Below are 17251 nucleotides of genomic sequence, written 5' to 3' on the forward strand. Positions count from 1 at the left end.
CCTCCATTGGACAGAATGCCCGGGTTCCCAGGCTTATCTTGACGGATCGGCCCTGTCCCGGACCGTGTTCCGGGGGCAAGCCTAGCAATGCACCTGGGACTTGTCAGCAGAGTTTGTCTGCCGCCTCCTCCCGTTCCGGTGCTGGCGTGTTACCGCTAACCGGGCGCTCTGCGTCCGTCGAGAAAGGGTCTATGGGGTGGACAGGTTTCCGTCATTCATGAGGGAGAGTTTCAGGAGGTGTGATGGAAAGCCATCAAAATTCTGTTTGCCAGTCGATTGTCCTTGCGCCCTTCCCGAGCGTTGGTGGGGCGGCGTTCAGTGCCTCGACGGCAAAACCTGCGGCGGATTTGTAGTCGGCCAGAAAGGCGGCGCGTTCGGCGGGGGGCAGCACGGCGTCGATATCGTCGAAATGACCGCCGCAGCGGTCATCGACGATATCGAGCAGGCCAAAGGGGCCAGCGCCGCGGTTGCGCAGCACCAGTTTGGAAACTGGCCCGCACAGCCTGTCGTCATAAGCCTTTAGCGCGGCCTGTCCGACACCATGCGCCACAAGACAGGCCCCCAGCGTGCGGGCATCGACAACCGCCTGACTGGCCCCGTTCGATCCGGTGGGATACATCGCGTGCGCCGCATCGCCCAGAAGGGCGACGCGGCTCTGCACCCATGTCGGGATCGGGTCACGGTCGATCATCGGGTTCTCGAACGCGCGGGCCGCGCCCCGGATCAGCGCGGGCACGTCCAGCCAGTCATAGCGGAACGGGTCGAAGTGATGCGCAAAGCTGTCGATCGGCACCTCGTTGAACCACCCGGCCTGCGACCAGTCCTCGCCCGCGTCCAGCGTGCGTTCGGCGATCCAGTTGATCTCGGCCAGACCGTCGGCATCGGGGCGCGAGATCGGGTAGATCACCATGCGATGGCGCGACGTGCCAAGCCCGACAAAGCTGGACCCGGTGCGGATGGGTTTGGCGCGCGTGGTGCCACGCCACATCAGCGCGCCACCCCAGTGGATGGGCGGCTGGTCAGGATACATCTGCGCGCGGGTGGGCGAATGGATGCCCTCGGCCCCGATCAGCAGGGCGGCGGTTTCGGTTGTCGGGCCACTGGCGGTCTGGAGGTGAACGGTCACGCCGTCGGCGGTCTGGTCATGGCCGGTGACCCGACAGCCGGTGCGGATGGCGTCCGGCCCAAGCCGGTCCAGCACTGTCTGGTAGAGCATCATGTGAAAGCGGCCCCGGTGCACGGCGTATTGCGGCCAGTGATAGCCCGCCTCCAGCCCGCGCGGTTCGGCGTGGATTTCGGCCCCGTTCAAGCCGACCAGCGCCCATTCGCGGGCGGGCAGGCCAACCGCGTCGAGCAGGTCCGCGCCGATGCCCAGGTCGAACAGTTCGCGCACCGCGTTGGGTTGCAGGTTGATGCCGACGCCCAGCGGTTTGGGGTCACGAACGGATTCGAGGATGGTGCAGGACAGGCCGATCTGGTGCAGCGTCAGCGCGGTTACCAGACCGCCGATGCCGCCACCGGCGATGAGGATGTGGGGTGGGGGCATGGGAGGGCCTTTTGAAGTTGGGGCTGTGGGGTGCGGTCTGCCGGGTGTCGGTCTTGGGCACGTGTGGTGGGGGCAGGAGGGGGCGCTGCCCCCGCTCCTTTGGAGCCCCCCGGGATATTTTTGGACAGAAGAAATAAGGGGGCGGCGCAGTTGGGGCGGTGCGTCAGATCTTGAGCAGGCGGCGGGCGTTGTCCTTGAGGATCAGGGGGCGGACCTCTTCGCGGATGTCGAGCGCCTCGAAGTCCTTGAGCCAGCGGTCGGGGGTGATGGCGGGCCAGTCGGAGCCGAACAGCATCTTCTTGCGCAGGATGGTGTTGGCGTATTGCACGAAGAGGGGCGGGAAGTATTTCGGCGACCAGCCGGACATGTCGATGTAGACGTTGGGTTTGTGCTGGGCGACCATCAGTCCCTCTTCGGTCCAGGGGAACGAGGGGTGGGCCAGCACGATGGGGGTGTCGGGGAAATCGACGGCAACGTCGTCCACATGCACCGGGTTGGAGTATTTCAGCCGCATGCCCATGCCGCCGTGCATGCCCGATCCGACGCCGGTCTGGCCGGTGTGGAACAGCATGATGGCGCCTTCTTCGGCGATGGCCTCATACAGGGGGTAGGCCCAGCGTTCATTGGGGTAGAAGCCCTGCATGGTGGGGTGGAACTTGAACCCCTTGACGCCGAAGTCGCGGATCAGGCGGCGGGCCTCTCGGGCGCCGGCCTTGCCTTTGGCCGGGTCAATGCTGGCGAAGGGGATCAGGATGTCGTCGTTTTCGGCGGCGATCCCTGCCACTTCCTCGTTCGAGTAGCGGCGGAACCCGGTTTCGCGTTCGGCGTCGACCGGAAAGATCACCGCGCCGATTTTGCGTTCGCGGAAATATTCGGCGGTTTGCTGGACGGATGGCAACATGCCGGACGCGCCAGCGGGATTTTTGAAGTATTTCGCCATCCCCGCCTGAAAATCGTCATAGCCGTCGTCGCGTGGACCGCAGCAGGGTTCCTCGGCGTGGGTGTGGAAATCAATCGCGATCAGGTCGTCGGCATTCAGCATGGTGTCTCCTCCCGGGGCTATGCCCTCAGTGCGCGTCGGGTGCCTGGACCTTGTCGACGCGTTTTTCCAGAAAGTCCTTCAGGCGTTGTTTGGCCTCGGGCGTCATGGTGGCCAACGAGGCCACCATCGCCTCTGTGAACAACCCGCTGTCGGCGGACATGTCGGCGATGCGGGGCAGGGCGTTGAGGATGGCGTAATTGGTGAATTGGGCGTTTTGGGCCATGCGGTGGGCGATTTCCGTGGCGCGCTCCAGCGCGGTGCCCTTGGGAACGACATAGGACACGCCGCCCCAGCGTTCCATATCGGTGGCAGACACTGACCGGCCTGTCAGCATCATGTCCCCCATCCGCGCGGGCCCGATCAGCCGTGCGATGCGGACCGATCCGCCGCCGCCGACAAAGATGCCGCGCGTGCCTTCGGGCAGGGCGAAAAAGGCGCTGTCCTCTGCGACGCGGATATGGCTGCTGGCGGCCAGTTCAAACCCGCCACCCACCGCCGCCCCGGTGATGGCGCAGACAAATGGGATCTCTCCCATCTCGATGGTCTCAAAGGTGCGGTGCCAGAGGCGCGAGCCTTTGACCGCTTCGAACAACGGTTTTTCCGAGTGTTCGGCAAGGTCCAGCCCGGCGCAGAAGTGTTTGCCATGCCCATGCAGGACGGCGGCGCGCGCCTCTGCCGTGGCGCGGGCGACGGCCTGACCGAGGGCGATCACAAAACGATCCGAAAGGGCGTTGCGTTTGTCCGGGCGGTTGAGGCCGATGAGGGCCACGTCACCGTCAAGCGTATAGGTGATCAGGCCATCGCCCATGGTCTGCGGTTGCGCTGTCATCGCGGGATGCTCCTGCTGGTCGGTCGCCGGATGCGCCGGAAATTTGGTTTCCAAGTAAACAATATTTGAGGAGCGAGTCAATCTCGGGGCGGGGTGCGTTGCGGGGGCTTTGTCGCTTTTCCTTGCCTGCATTCTGGTATACCAAAATCGCAAACGGGGCCCGAGCGGGCCGGGGAGGGACCATGACCGAACTGAAACTCGCCGCTGGACTGTCGCGGCTGGGCACTGAATCCGCCTTTGTCGTTCTGGCGCGCGCCGGAAAGCTGGCGGCTGAAGGCCGGGACATTATCAACTTGGGCATTGGCCAGCCAGATTTCGCCACGCCCGCCCACATCGTCGAGGCCGGGATAAAGGCGCTGCGCGACGGACATCATGGCTATACGCCCGCCAATGGCATTCCCGCGCTGCGGCAAGCAGTGGCCGCCGACCTGCACCGCAGGCATGGCGCCGAGGTGAACCCCGACAACGTGGTGGTGGTTCCCGGCGGCAAGCCGACCATGTTCTTTGCCGTGCTGATGTTCGGGGAACCGGGGGCAGAAATCATGTATCCCAACCCCGGCTTTCCGATCTACGAATCCGTCATCAAGTATTCGGGCGCGACCCCGGTGCCGATTGCGCTGAAAGAGGAAAACGAGTTCGCCTTCAACGCCGAAGAGGTGCTGGGCCAGATCACCGACCGGACGCGGCTGATCATCATCAACTCGCCCGCCAACCCCACCGGCGGCGTGACCCCGAAGGCCGAGATCGACAAGCTGGTCGCCGGGCTGGCGGATCACCCCCAGGTCGCGCTGATGTCGGATGAGATCTATTCCAACATGCTGTATGGCGGGCGCGAACACACCTCACTCCTGAACTACCCGGAAATCCGTGATCGGCTGATCATGCTGGACGGCTGGTCCAAGACCTATGCCATGACCGGCTGGCGGCTGGGCTATGCGGTCTGGCCGGACGCGTTGGTGGATCACGCCACGCGGCTGTGCATCAATGACCACTCCTGCGTCAACGCGGCGACGCAATACGCCGGGATCGCGGCGCTGGAGGGCCCGCAGGACGCGGTGCGCGACATGGTTGCCGCCTTTGACGAACGTCGTCAGGTGATCGTGCGTGAACTCAACGCGCTGCCGGGTGTGCGCTGTGCCGATGCGGCGGGGGCGTTTTACGCGTTCCCGAATATCGAGGGCACCGGCATGACGTCGAAACAGGCCGAAACGCGCTTTCTGGATGAGGCGGGTGTGGCGACGGTTGCCGGCACCTCCTTTGGCGCATGGGGCGAGGGCTATCTGCGGTTTTCCTACGCCAATTCGACCGACAACATTCTGGAGGCGCTGTCGCGCATCCGCAAACTTCTGTGACGAAAGGCCAACCCATGAGCGATACGCATCTGCTGATCTGCGGCAAAAGCTTTACTGACGTTGATCGTGACCGGCTGAGCACCGCCTTCCCGGCCGTCTATGTGGACGGGCCTGCGGATATGGCGGCGCTGGACGCGGGCCTGCGCGCCAGCATCCGCGCGGTGGCCTTCAAGGGGCACACGGCCCTTGGGGCCGAGGCGATGGACCTGTTCCCGCAATTGGGTCTGATCGCCAACTACGGCGTGGGGTACGACGCCATTGACGTCAACGCCGCCAGCGCGCGCGGCATTGCTGTGACAAACACGCCGGACGTGTTGTCCGATGACGTGGCCGATCTGGCCGTGGCGCTGATGATCGCGCAGGCGCGGACGATGATCCGGGGCCATGCGCATGTCGCCTCTGGCCGCTGGGCGACAGAGGGGGAAATCCCCCTGAACCGCAAGGTTTCAGGCTCGACAGTGGGCATTGTCGGTCTTGGCCGCATCGGGCGTGAGATCGCCGACCGGCTGGCGGCGTTCAAATGTGAGATTCACTATACCTCGCGCTCAGAAAAAGAGACGCCGGGATGGACCTATCACGGCGATGTGGTGTCCCTTGCGCAGGCGGTGGATTTTCTAGTCGTCGCGCTGGTCGGCGGGGAGGACACCAAGGGCCATGTCAGCCGTGAGGCGATTGCCGCGCTGGGGCCGCGCGGCGTGGTGGTCAATATCTCGCGCGGGTCGACCATTGATGAGGGCGCGCTTTTGGATGCGCTGGAAACGGGGGCCATCGCGGGGGCGGCGCTGGACGTCTTCGAGAATGAACCGAACGTCGATCCACGCTTTCTCAAGCTGGGGAACGTGGTTCTGCAACCGCATCAGGGGTCGGGCACGGTCGAGACGCGCACCGCCATGGCGGAACTGCAACTGGCCAATGTGGCGGCCTTTCTTGAGGGGCGGGAACTGCTGACGCAGGTCAACTGACCAGAGATTGTAGAGGCGGGTTGACCACCCGCCTGCCGCTGGCGGTCTGGTCTTTTTCAATCTCATCAGACCGCACAATCGCTTTTGTGGTAGGCTGTCGCTGAACTGGACGTCCGGTGCGCAGCCCTGCGCGCGGCGCAGCAGCGAGGAGACCACAATGACCCAACGGACGACACAGGGGCGCGGTCGGCGCTACGACAGCGTGCTAGACACTATCGGCGACACGCCCGCGATCCGCCTCAATCGGATCGCGCCCGAACATGTGACGGTCTACGTCAAGTTCGAGGCGTTCAATCCCGCCGGATCGGTCAAGGACCGGCTGGCGGTCAGTATCATCGAGGCGGCGGAACGCGACGGCAGCCTGAAGCCCGGTCAGACGGTGGTCGAGGCAACGTCCGGCAACACCGGCATCGGGCTGGCGATGGTCTGCGCCGCCAAGGGATATCCGCTGGTGGTGATCATGGCCGAGAGTTTCTCTGTCGAGCGGCGGTGCCTGATGCGCTTTCTGGGGGCCAAGGTGGTGCTGACGCCCAAGGAGCTGAAAGGCTTTGGCATGTATTCCAAGGCCAAGGAACTGGCCGAGACAAACGGCTGGTTTCTGGCCAGCCAGTTTGAAACCGCCGCCAATGCCGATATTCACGAAAACACCACAGCGCGCGAAATTCTGGCCGATTTCGAGGGCGAAAGGCTGGATTACTTTGTGACCGGCTACGGCACCGGCGGCACGGTCACGGGCGTGGCGCGGGTGCTGCGCAAGCTGCGTCCGGACACCAGGATCATCCTCAGTGAGCCCAGCGATGCGCAGATTGTCGGATCGGACTATGTGAACACCCGCAACGCGGAGCACCAGCCGACTGAGGGTCATCCGAACTTCAAGCCGCATCCGATCCAGGGCTGGACGCCGGATTTTATCCCCCATGTGCTGCAGGAAAGCATCGACAACGGGTACTACGATGAACTTTTGCCTGTCGGTGGCCCTGACAGTATTGCCTGGTCACGGCGGCTGGCGGCCGAAGAAGGGATCTTTACCGGCATTTCTGGCGGGGCCAGCCTTGCCGTTGCAATGGAGGTGGCGCAGCGTGCTCCGGAGGGATCGGTGCTGCTGGCGATGCTGCCCGACACCGGGGAACGGTATCTGTCGACTCCGTTGTTCGACGGCGTGGCCGAGGGCATGACCGAGGAAGAGATGGCGATTTCGCAATCGACTCCCACTGCCCAGATGGCGGCAGAGTAAGTTTTCGGGGCGGCACAAGGCCGCCCCGATACGTCACAGGCTCCAGTCGTGAGCGTGTACGTCGCGTCCCGAATGGCCCTTGAGGATTTCCACGGCCAGCCTTTGTTTTTCCTCGTCTGCAACGCGGACCCACAGCAGGATGCCGCCGTGTTCGACCTGCTTGGCATAGTAGTCACGGTGATGTTGTTCCGCGCGCCGCGCCAGCAGTCCGCCGATCACCGCCGAGGGAGTACCACCGATGGCGATGGCCGCAATCGAGGCCGCCACAGTGCTGGCCGGGGTCAGCAACGCCGCCATCGCGATGTAGGACCCGAGGAAAAAGAACCCGCCCGCAACGGCGCCTTCGAACTCGCCCATGGCCTCTTCCGACACAAAGGCCGCGCGCGGGGCGTGGGGATCGTCCTCCAGCTCGGCCGCGGTCCAATAGCCTTTGCCCAACTTTTCCTTCAGCGTTTCCTCGGCCCCCAGAAGACTGATGTCATAGCGGCTGAACCCCACCATGCGCAGATCGTAGAAGGCCTTTTGCAGGGCATCGAAACTGTCAAAGACGCCGACGGCCTCAGGGACCTTGATGACAGTGACGTGGTCTTCGGGGGTCTCGGCGGTCGAGGGGGTCATTTTCCGTGCTCCGTTGCGGTGACTCTGATGTCGGCAATTGATCCCAGACGCCCGCTCGCCGCCTTGATCCTCGTCAACCGCTTGGCAATCAGATGGAACCGGCCTCGACCATGAAGTTGCTGGCGGTGCACATGGCGCTGTCATCAGAGGCGAGGAACAGTACCATGCGGGCCAGGTAGACCGGTTCGATCAGGTCGGGCAGGCACTGGCGCTGGCGGTGTTTGTCGATTGCCTCGGGCGTGACCCAGAGATCCTTTTGCCGCTCTGTCATGATCCAGCCCGGCACAACCGCGTTGACGCGGATGCTGTGGTCGCCCAGATCGCGGGCCATGGTGCGGGTCAGCCCGTGCACGGCGGATTTGGCGGTGGTGTAGGCGGGCATGCCGCCGCCCGCCTCCCACCAGCTGTTGGACCCCATGTTGATGATCGACCCGCCGCCCGCCGCGATCATGCCCGGTGCCACCGTCTGGATGGCAAAGAACATGTGGCGGATATTGGTCGCCATGCGTTCGTCCCAGTAGTCGGGGGTGACGTCCTGCCAGTTGTGCCGGTCGTCGCGGGCGGCGTTGTTGACCAGAACGGTCGCGGGGCCAAGTTTTTCCGCTAACGCGGCAAAGGCGGATTGCAGATTGTCGATGTCGCGCAGGTCGCAGTATTCAAAGGCCACCTCGCCGTCGGTGTCGGCGGCAAGTGCCTCTCCGGCCTCGCGGTTGAAATCCACGAAACCGGTGCGCGCGCCCTGGGCTGCAAAGGCGCGCACCATTTGCTCGCCGATGCCAGAGGCGCCGCCGGTGATGAAGACTGTCTTGCCCTTGAGGCTGGGATAGATCGCGAAATCGGGCATATTGTGCTCCTGTTGGGACGGGAAGGGCGCGCTGGCCCGGTTTACACGCAGGTCGATCCATGACGACGGAAAGACGCGCCTTGTGGACTATTGGCCGCCGCGCGGGGGCTCGGCGGATTGGTTCCCTTTCCGGGGATGTCGGACTGACATCGCCGATCGGGGAAGGGGCGGGCCATGCAGGGTCCGATGATTCAGCGGGGGATTGCAAGAGGGCGTGAGGTGTTATGCCTGCGACCCGGGCCTTGGGGCGGGCCTTGTTTCCCGGACCGGATCCGACGCGACCCCACAGCTGTCAGGTGTCTGCCTTATTGTCCAAGGGGGATTGGGACAAAGGAGACGCCGGAAAGACGTTTTCGTCCCTGCCGGGATGGCGCTATGGTCCGGGCAACATAAAGGGGGGATGTCATGGCAGGGATTGCCTATGTTCAAGGGCCGCGCGGAATGCGGCTGGCCTATGCCAAGACTGACGGTGCGGGGCCTTGTGTGGTGTTCCTGTCCGGGTATCGGTCCGACATGGGCGGCACCAAGGCGGTCCATCTGGAGGCCTGGGCCAATTCACAGGGTCGTGCCTTTCTGCGGTTGGATTATGCCGGGCACGGGCAGTCGGACGGCGTGTTCGAAGAGGGCTGTATCGGCGACTGGGTGGCGGACGCCGAGGCGGTGATTGCACATGCCGCGCCGGGTCCGGTGGTGCTGGTCGGGTCCTCCATGGGCGGTTGGATCGCCGCGATCCTGGCCCGACGGCTGCCGCAGATCGCGGGGTTTGTCGGTATCGCCGCCGCGCCGGATTTCACCGAAGACGGGTTCTGGGCGGGGTTCACAGAGGCAGAACGGCGGCAGGTCATGGAAGAAGGCCAGTTGCTGCGGCCATCGGCTTATGAAGATCCTTATGTCCTAACCCGCAAGCTGATCGAGGACGGGCGCGCGCAGTTGGTTCTGCGCAGTCCATTGGTGATGGGCTGGCCGGTCCGATTGTTGCAGGGCACCGAGGATGAGGCGGTCACGCGTGAGACGGCTTTGCGGTTGCTGGATCACATTGATGGGTCGGATGTGCGCCTGTCCCTGGTCAAGGGGGCAGATCACCGGTTTTCGACGCCAGAGTGCCTTGCGCAGATCGAGGCGGCACTGACCGAGGTGCTGGGGTGAGGCGGCTTTTTTTCCTCACCCATGCGGACGTGATCATGGACCCGGTTGTGCCGGTGCCGGACTGGCGGTTGTCGGCGCGCGGCACCGCGCGGCACCGGGCCTTTGCGCGTGCCTGCCCGTCGCTGGGCAGCGTCTTTTCCAGTCAGGAACGCAAGGCGATGGACGGTGCGGACATTCTGGCCGAGGCGCAGGGGCTGGTGGCCCGGCGGGTGGCGTCATTGCATGAGAATGATCGCTCCGCGACCGGGTATCTGCCACCCGCAGAGTTCGAGGTCCTGGCCGATGCCTTTTTTGCCAACCCGCGTGACAGCCAGCGCGGCTGGGAGCGGGCCATCGACGCGCAGGCGCGGGTGGTCATGACGCTGCGCCGCGTGGTGGCGGAGGCCCCATCGGGTGACATTGCGGTGGTGGCGCATGGCGGGATCGGGGCGCTGTTGCGGGCGCATTTGCTGGACGTGGGGATCGACCGATCCCATGACCAGCCGGCCGGCGGTGGTGGCCAACTGATGGTCTTGGTGCTGCCGGATTGGCGGTTGCTGCGGGACTGGACCCGGATCGAGGATTACCAAGAGGAGCAGGCATGAGCGTCTTGCTGTGGGGAATGGGTGCGCTGGCCGTTGCCGGTGGCACCTTTGCCGCGTTTGCGCCGCGTGAGCCGGTCAAGACGGATGTGCGCTTTGACGCGGATCAGTTGGACGGTGGCGTCGATGCGTGGCTGGCGGCGTCCGAGGCGCGGGTGCCGGGCATTCGCGCGGGCGCGGAGAAACGCGTGCTTTGGGCGGACGCGTCCGAGGAACAGACAGAGTGGGCCGTGGTCTACATCCACGGGTTTTCCGCCGCCCCGGATGAGATCCGGCCCGTGCCCGATCTTGTGGCGCAGGGGTTGGGGGCGAACCTTGTCTTTACCCGGCTCAAGGGCCACGGGCGCGATGGACCGGCCATGGCAGAGGCCACGGTTGAGGGCTGGATGGAGGATGTCGCAGAGGCGTTGGCCATCGGGCGGCGCGTGGGGCGGCGGGTGGTGGTCATGGGCACCTCGACCGGGGCCACGCTGGTGACGTTGGCGCTGCACGAAAAGATGGCGGCGGAGGTTGCGGGCGTCGTGATGGTCTCTCCCAACTTCAGGGTGGCCGATCCCAAGGCGGCGCTGATCACATGGCCCGGCGCGCGCTGGTGGCTGCCGCTGTTGGCCGGGCGCGAAATCGGGTTTGAGCCGCGCAGTGCGGCGCATGCGCGCCTGTGGACCACGCGCTATCCCAGCCTGTCGGTGCTGCCGATGGGGGCTGCTGTGCGCGCGGCGACCCGGCGGCGGCATGAGAATGTGACCACGCCGGCACTGTTTGTCTTCGATCCGGGCGATCAGATCGTCGACCACAGGGTCAGCCGCAAGGTCGCGGCGCGGTGGGGGGCAGTGGCAGAGGTGCACGAGGTGACGTTGGGGCCGCAGGATGATCCGTCGCGGCATCTGGTGGCCGGTGCGGTGCTGTCGCCGGACATGTCCGCGCCGCTGGCCGAGGTGATGCTGGACTGGGCACGACGTTTGTCACCCAAGGGAGGTTAACATGGACCAGAGAGTAAGCCTGATCACACTGGGATGCCGTGATATGGCGCGGGCGCAGGCGTTCTACGAGGCGCTGGGCTGGCGGCGGGTCGAGACACCGGAGGGGATTGTGGTCTTTGACCTCGTGGGGCAGGCGCTGGGTCTGTACCCGCTGGAGGATCTGGCGCGCGACATGGGCTGCGCGGCCGAGGATCTGGGCACCGGGGCGGCCACGCTGGCCTGCAACACGCAGACCCGCGAAGAGGTGGCAGAGGTGCTGACCGCCGCCGAGGCCGCTGGCGCGACCATCCTGAAACCCGCGCATGACGTGTTCTGGGGCGGCCACATCGGCTATTTCTCCGATCCCGAGGGCCATGTGTGGGAGGTGGCCTATAACCCGTTCTCGACACTGGGACCGGACGGCGCGTTCCGTTGGGGTGGCTATGAGTGATTTGCACCGGGCATTGGCGGAACAGGCGCTTCGGTTGGTGCCTCCGGACGATGCAGGGCGGATGCATCACAAGTTCTCCTCGGCCTTGCAGTTTGCCTGCATGGCGCTGGAGGCGATGGGTGTTGCAGAGTGGCGGGTCTGGGGATGCAAGCTGAAGGTTGCGCCGGATGACGTGGTGACCCCCATTGACCCGACCGGGGTGTGGATCGGCGATGCCTGTGTCGCATTTCTGGCCATCGGGCAGCAGCTTGGCGACATATCAACACCGCAGATGCGCGCGCGTCGCGAACAAGGCTTTCAGGTTCGGGTCGTTGGGGGCCGCGACGCGATGCGCAAGTCGCTTGAACTGGCGGTGCGGGACAAAACCGTGCCGAGTTATCTGGATGCAGGTTTGGCCGATATGTGGCTGGAGTCCCAGCGGCACATGTTGGCGCGGATGGACCGCGACGACGCACGGATCGAGATTCCCTTGTCGACGGGGCCGTTGCTGATCCATCCCGATTTTTCCCGTCCTTTCAAGAGGATGCGATGGATCGAAAATCGGGAATGGTCTGCAGCCGCGCAAAGCAGCTTGTGGCGTAGCGGGATAAGTGCGGTCCCCGTTGATGAGTTGGCAATCATCGTTGGGCAGGCCAGAGACGGATTGCCCGACGACGTGGCATTGGCCGTGGACAAGGTCGGGCGCGCACCGACCCCGGACCAGATCGCAAGACGCGTGGACGAATGGATGGCGCGGATCGAAGACCGCAAGACGTCCTTTCCGGAATCCGTGGGCGCAAAAAACCTGCAATTCCCGACCCGGGCAGAGATGTACGACCAGGTCGAAAGGGACTGGCCCGACCGTGCGGCGGACGAACTGCGGAATCTTGTCGAGGCGCGCTGGCGGGTTGAACTTGGGTGGGACAGCGGCGCGTCGCTGCTGCCTTTGTTTCACGATCACTTGGCCAAAGCCGTGACAGCCGGGTTGGTCGACGCCGCATGAAACGCCCGCAGTCCATGTGGTCGTTGGAGACGCTGGGGCGGATGCGCCTGTCGCGGCATTTCTGGATGCGCGAGTTCCTGTCTTCCGAGATCGGAAATTTTCACGAAATCAGCAATATACCGGATGATCCTGATCTGGCACAGGAACGCGGGCGCGCCTTTGCCACCGCGCTGCTGGACCCGCTGGAGGAAACCTTTGGCCGGGTCTTTGTGCGGTCGGGGTATCGGTCGGCGCGGCTGAATGCCTTTGGCAATGCGCATAAGCTGAACTGCGCGAGCAACGATTATCCGCTGGAATGCCACATATGGGATCTGCCGGACCGGCCTGTCGCCGGGGCCTCTGTTGTGATCCCGTGGTTTGCGGACCGCTATGCGCAGGGGCGCGACTGGCGCGATCTGGCGTGGTGGCTGCATGACCATCTGGACTATTCCGAGATCTGGTTCTTTCCCAAACTCTGCGCCTTCAACCTCGCGTGGCGGCCCGTGCCGCTTCGGCGGATCGACAGTTTTATCGCGCCGAAAGGCACGCTGTTGAAAGTGGGGGCTGCCCCGGGCGAGACGTCTGAACAACGCGCCGCGCGCTATGCGGATTTTCCGCCCTTTCGCGGGATCGCCTTGCCGGTTTGAGCGGTGCTGGACACCCGCAAAGCGGAGGGCTAGCTTGCGCCGGACACAACCACAGAGTGAGGTTCCAGTACGTTGACCCGGAGAGACTGCAACACCCCGGCCCCCGTCCCGACCCCTGACAGGGACGCTCTGTAATGGATGGTTTCGATCCCGATGCCCGCGATTTTCCCGATTTCCTGCTGGCGGCAACCAGTGACATCTGGGAGGGGCGCGGGCTGACGGCACGCGCGCAGATGCACTATCACCCAGAGGTCATCCTGCGCGGGGCCGAGGGCATCCAGTTCGGTGCCCGCGCCCTGGCAGAGGACGCGATGGCGACGCTGGTCACGCTGCCGGACCGGCGGTTGCTGGGTGAGGATGTGATCTGGTCCGGTCATGCGCGGGTCGGCATGCTGGGCTCTCAGCGTATCCTGACGCAGGCGACGCACACCGGGGATGGCGCGCTGGGGCCCGCCACGGGGCGGACGCTGCTGTACCGTGAGATTGTCGACAGCTATGCCAAGCGTGACCAGATCAGCGATGTCTGGCGGGTGACGGACACCGGCGCGGTGTTGCGCCAACTGGGACAGACCGCAGAGGGCTGGGCGCGCGCGCACCTGCCCGATCTGGACCCCGAGACCCAGCCTTTTACGCCACGGGTGGATGTGACCGGGCCGTATACCGGGCTGGGCAACACCGATCAGTGGGGCGAAGGGTTTGCCGCCCTGCTGATGCGGGTGATGGATGGCGACCTGTCGGTGATCCCCGACCAGTACGACCGCGCTTGCCACTTGTTCTATCCCGGCGGGGTCGAGGCACATGGCGTCGCAGCAGCGGACCGGTTCTGGCTGGGCCTGAGGGCTGCGATGCCCTCGGCCCGGTTCGAGGTCCACCACCGCATCGGCATGGAAGAGCCGTTGATGCCCGCACGCGCCGCGTTGCGCTGGTCCCTGAAGGGCCGCCACGAGGGCTGGGGCGCGTTTGGGCGGCCCTCTGGCGCGGATCTGTATGTCATGGGCATCAGCCATGCAGAGTTCGGCCCCCGAGGGCTGCGCCGCGAATGGACCCTGTATGACGAGGCGGCGGTCTGGACGCAGATCGTGGCGCAGACCGGATGAGCAACCGCGACGTCTATCAGCGGCAGGCGGAGACCTACGCCGCTGAGCGGAACATCTCACTGTTCGAACGCCCCTGGCTGGACCGCGTGCTGGCGGATGTGCCCAGCGGCGGGGCGGTGCTAGACCTTGGCTGTGGCGCGGGTGCCCCGATTGGTGTGTTTCTGTCCGACGCGGGCTATGATGTCACCGGAGTGGACTATGCGCCCGCCATGCTGGCGCTCTATGCCCGGAGGCTGCCGCAAGCACGGGTGATCGAGGCGGACATGCGGGCGCTGGCGCTGGACCGGCAGTTTGACGCGATCATCGGCTGGGGCAGTTTCTTTCACCTGACGCAGGATGCGCAGCGCGCCGCCTTGCCGACAATTGCGGAGTATCTGGCTCCGGGCGGGCGTCTGTTGTTGACGGTTGGTCCGGGCGCGGGAGAGGTCTGGGGCACTGTCGCGGGTGAGCGTGTCTACCACGCCTCGCTCTCGCCTGACGAGTACGCAGAGATCCTGTCAGCCGCCGGTGCCCCGGTTGAGGCGTTTGTACCCGAAGATCCAGAGGCCCGTGGCCACACGTTGTTGCTGGCCAGACGGGCGGTCTGAACGGCCGCGATTCTGTGGATAACCCTGCGGTACATCCATTCGTGGGCGCCGGGCCGGGTCGCAGGGAAAGCGGAAACCCGCCGAAGTGCCTGATAGATATGGACAAGCCTACATTCCCTAGAGGGGGCGTTGACCGAAGCTGCAATATCGGGGACGCTTTTCGTCAGTTTATTGGGGGATAGGCAAATGATCAGACGCGTGTGCGCGGCGTCCATGGCTGTGGCCATGGCCGGAACCATGGCGCTTTCGGCAGAGACATGTGGGGGCAACTACAAGGTGCGTCCGGGGGATTCGCTGTCGGCGATTGCCGATACGCATTATCAGGATGCCAGCCAGTGGACTGTTATCTATCGCAACAACCGCGAGATGATCCCCAGCCCGGACAAGATCCGGGTGGGCCAGACGTACCGGCTGCCGTGTATCGCGGGCAAGCCGGTCGGCCTGCCGGGGGGCACGCCGATCGACCCGGCCAATCCGGTGGCCGTGGTCGCCGCAAGCCCGGCAGAGCCCGTCACCGCCGAGCGGCTGCAAGAGAACCGCATCAAGGCCACGGCGCGGCAGGCGCGCGGGGTCGATGTGCGGTTGCTGGCAGCGGATGATTTCCGGCCCTTTACCAACCGGCTGCTGATGTCCTCGGGGTTGATCACCGACCTTGTGAACCGGGCCTTTGTCTCCACCGACAAGGTGGGCCTGCACAAGTTCTATTGGGTCAATGACCGCAGTGTGCATCTGGACCCGATGCTGAAAGAGGGCATGGCCGACCTGGCCTTTCCGTGGAAGAAACCGGATTGCGAGGGCGCGGCGGCAACTACGGACCTGTGCACCGACTACGTCTATTCCGAACCGATGTTCGAGATGCTGGTGGTGTTGTTCACCGCCAAGGGCAGCGGTGTGACCTATGCGGGTGAGGGGGATCTTGCCGGTCTGCGGGTGTGCAGCCCGCTGGGGTTCAACGCCGCCGGTCGCGGCGGGCTTGGCGCCAGCTATCTGATCCAGGCCGGTGCGCGCCTGCAACAACCGCCCAGCAGCGAAGAATGCTTTGCGCGGCTGGTCGACGGGTCGGTCGATGCGGTGGCGATGAACGAATTCACCGGGCGTGTCGTGCTCAAGGATATGGGGCTGTCAGGCCGCGTGGAACTGCAGTTGTCGCGCCCGCTGGCCATCGAGGGGCTGCATGTGGTGGCACACAAGGCGAACCCGAGGGCGGCAGAGATGATCGCCGCCTTTGATGAGGGGTTGGGGGTGTTGCGCGACAGCGGCGAATATCTGACCGTGCTGGACAAACACATGTCCAGCATCTGGGCGGGGCTCTGACCGATGGCCCTCGGGGGGAGGAAAGGCCCGGCGGCGCTGGCCGCCGCGCTGGCGGTTTGGGCGGCGGTCTGGGCGACTGGCAGCTTTGCCCAGTGCGCGCCCGAAGCGTATACAGTACAGACGGGCGATACCGTCTTTACCATCGCAGAAAGGCGCTATGGCGATCCCGAAAAATGGACGCTGATCTACTACGCCAATGAGGACAGGCTGCGGTCGAGCGTGTTTCAGGTCTCGCCCGGAGATGTGCTGGACCTGCCCTGCCAGGAGGGGGAGGTGCGCGCCGATGCCACTCCGCTGCGGCAGGGGCCGGACAATGCCGAGATGAAACTGATCACCGGGTCGAACTACGCGCCCTTTACGGATCGCGAATGGCCGGGGCAGGGGATGGTGACGGAACTGGTGAACGCCGCGCTGGAGGCGACGCCAAGCCCGGTCACCTATTCGATCACCTGGCAGGACGACTGGTCCAAACACCTGTTCCCGATTCTGGACAGCAAAGAGGCGGACATGGGCTTTCCCTGGCTCAAGCCGAATTGCGCCCAGACGCCGGACAATGAGCGCTGCGCCAATTTCCATTTCTCCGACCCGCTGGTCGAGATTCTGGTGTTGTTGTTCACCCGACCGGACTCAGGCTTTGTCTATGACACCGACGCAGATGTGATCGGCAAGGTGCTGTGCCGGCCCAAGGGCTATTTCACCCATGATCTGGATCGTCCGGGGCGTGAGTGGCTGAACCGGGGGTTGATCACGCTGGTGCAGGCAGACGATCCGCAGGCGTGTTTTCGCGAGCTGATGGCGGGGCGGGTGGATGCGGTGACGGTCAACGTGTTCCTGGGCGCCAAGACCATCGACGACATGGGGTTGCGCGGACAGGTGGTGCCGCTGGACAAGCCGCTGTCGGTCGAGGGGCTGCATGTGATCATCTCGAAAAAGCATTGGCGCGGGACGACACATCTGTACCGGATCAACGCCGGGCTGGCCGAGTTGAAGAAGACCGACCGCTATAGCCAGATCGTGTCACGGCATTTGGGCGTGTTCTGGGACCAGATCAAGACCAACTGACGCCTTGCTGGGACGCCAG

The 17251-nt window shown here is 64.7% G+C and carries 18 protein-coding genes; 13 read left to right on the plus strand and 5 right to left on the minus strand.

Features of this window, described 5'->3' with window-relative positions; all coding sequences use genetic code 11:
• Window positions 1-253 precede the first annotated feature (253 nt).
• The 3 genes from CHB90_RS01375 to CHB90_RS01385 form a co-directional block, all read right to left on the minus strand.
• A complete protein-coding gene (locus CHB90_RS01375; protein ID WP_089276064.1) occupies window positions 254-1546 on the minus strand; it encodes a flavin-dependent oxidoreductase in 1293 nt (430 codons plus the stop codon).
• 163 nt (window positions 1547-1709) lie between these two features.
• Window positions 1710-2585 carry an amidohydrolase family protein gene (locus tag CHB90_RS01380; protein WP_089276177.1) on the minus strand — a complete coding sequence of 292 codons (876 nt, stop codon included), beginning with the start codon at window positions 2583-2585 and terminating at the stop codon, window positions 1710-1712.
• 28 nt (window positions 2586-2613) lie between these two features.
• A complete protein-coding gene (locus CHB90_RS01385; protein WP_245823115.1) occupies window positions 2614-3417 on the minus strand; it encodes a crotonase/enoyl-CoA hydratase family protein in 804 nt (267 codons plus the stop codon).
• A gap of 182 nt (window positions 3418-3599) precedes the next feature.
• Between CHB90_RS01385 and CHB90_RS01390 the strand changes: the two genes are divergently transcribed.
• The 3 genes from CHB90_RS01390 (at window position 3600) to cysK (ending at window position 6965) form a co-directional block, all read left to right on the plus strand.
• The gene (locus CHB90_RS01390; protein WP_089276065.1) at window positions 3600-4769 is read left to right on the plus strand and encodes a pyridoxal phosphate-dependent aminotransferase; all 1170 of its coding nucleotides are present in this window, start codon (window positions 3600-3602) and stop codon (window positions 4767-4769) included.
• Window positions 4770-4783: 14 nt separating this feature from the next.
• Window positions 4784-5731, plus strand: coding sequence for a 2-hydroxyacid dehydrogenase (locus CHB90_RS01395; RefSeq protein ID WP_089276066.1), 948 nt, complete (start codon window positions 4784-4786; stop codon window positions 5729-5731).
• Window positions 5732-5888: 157 nt separating this feature from the next.
• Window positions 5889-6965 carry a cysteine synthase A gene (gene cysK / locus CHB90_RS01400; protein ID WP_089276067.1) on the plus strand — a complete coding sequence of 359 codons (1077 nt, stop codon included), beginning with the start codon at window positions 5889-5891 and terminating at the stop codon, window positions 6963-6965.
• A 33-nt stretch (window positions 6966-6998) separates the two neighbouring features.
• Here cysK and CHB90_RS01405 read toward each other — a convergent pair whose 3' ends face one another.
• Window positions 6999-7583 (minus strand): hypothetical protein, encoded by a 585-nt coding sequence (locus tag CHB90_RS01405; RefSeq protein ID WP_089276068.1) that lies wholly within the window; start codon window positions 7581-7583, stop codon window positions 6999-7001.
• An 88-nt stretch (window positions 7584-7671) separates the two neighbouring features.
• Window positions 7672-8427, minus strand: a complete 756-nt coding sequence (locus CHB90_RS01410) for an SDR family NAD(P)-dependent oxidoreductase (protein ID WP_089276069.1) — start codon at window positions 8425-8427, stop codon at window positions 7672-7674.
• Window positions 8428-8832: 405 nt separating this feature from the next.
• Here CHB90_RS01410 and CHB90_RS01415 point away from each other — a divergent pair, with 405 nt between their 5' ends.
• The 10 genes from CHB90_RS01415 (at window position 8833) to CHB90_RS01460 (ending at window position 17232) form a co-directional block, all read left to right on the plus strand.
• The gene (locus tag CHB90_RS01415) at window positions 8833-9573 is read left to right on the plus strand and encodes an alpha/beta hydrolase (RefSeq protein WP_089276070.1); all 741 of its coding nucleotides are present in this window, start codon (window positions 8833-8835) and stop codon (window positions 9571-9573) included.
• Window positions 9570-10157, plus strand: a complete 588-nt coding sequence (locus CHB90_RS01420) for a histidine phosphatase family protein (protein ID WP_212591553.1) — start codon at window positions 9570-9572, stop codon at window positions 10155-10157. Before CHB90_RS01415 ends, CHB90_RS01420 begins: the two co-directional genes overlap by 4 nt.
• Window positions 10154-11134 carry an alpha/beta hydrolase gene (locus CHB90_RS01425; RefSeq protein WP_089276071.1) on the plus strand — a complete coding sequence of 327 codons (981 nt, stop codon included), beginning with the start codon at window positions 10154-10156 and terminating at the stop codon, window positions 11132-11134. Before CHB90_RS01420 ends, CHB90_RS01425 begins: the two co-directional genes overlap by 4 nt.
• 1 nt (window position 11135) lies before the next feature.
• A complete protein-coding gene (locus CHB90_RS01430; protein WP_089276072.1) occupies window positions 11136-11564 on the plus strand; it encodes a VOC family protein in 429 nt (142 codons plus the stop codon).
• Window positions 11557-12546, plus strand: coding sequence for a hypothetical protein (locus CHB90_RS01435; protein ID WP_089276073.1), 990 nt, complete (start codon window positions 11557-11559; stop codon window positions 12544-12546). Before CHB90_RS01430 ends, CHB90_RS01435 begins: the two co-directional genes overlap by 8 nt.
• A gap of 14 nt (window positions 12547-12560) precedes the next feature.
• Complete coding sequence (locus tag CHB90_RS01440) at window positions 12561-13172, plus strand: hypothetical protein (protein ID WP_089276074.1); 612 nt, start codon at window positions 12561-12563, stop codon at window positions 13170-13172.
• A 134-nt stretch (window positions 13173-13306) separates the two neighbouring features.
• Entirely contained in the window at window positions 13307-14269 is a 963-nt protein-coding gene (locus tag CHB90_RS01445) for a nuclear transport factor 2 family protein (protein ID WP_089276075.1), read from the plus strand.
• Window positions 14266-14856: a class I SAM-dependent DNA methyltransferase gene (locus CHB90_RS01450; protein ID WP_089276076.1), complete on the plus strand. Its 591-nt coding sequence runs from the start codon at window positions 14266-14268 to the stop codon at window positions 14854-14856. Before CHB90_RS01445 ends, CHB90_RS01450 begins: the two co-directional genes overlap by 4 nt.
• Before the next feature lie 186 nt (window positions 14857-15042).
• Entirely contained in the window at window positions 15043-16170 is a 1128-nt protein-coding gene (locus tag CHB90_RS01455; RefSeq protein WP_089276077.1) for a LysM peptidoglycan-binding domain-containing protein, read from the plus strand.
• Window positions 16171-16173: 3 nt separating this feature from the next.
• Window positions 16174-17232 carry a transporter substrate-binding domain-containing protein gene (locus tag CHB90_RS01460; RefSeq protein ID WP_089276078.1) on the plus strand — a complete coding sequence of 353 codons (1059 nt, stop codon included), beginning with the start codon at window positions 16174-16176 and terminating at the stop codon, window positions 17230-17232.
• Window positions 17233-17251 lie beyond the last annotated feature (19 nt).

Source organism: Antarctobacter heliothermus (assembly GCF_900188425.1).
In the GTDB taxonomy this organism is placed as follows: Bacteria; Pseudomonadota; Alphaproteobacteria; order Rhodobacterales; family Rhodobacteraceae; genus Antarctobacter; species Antarctobacter heliothermus.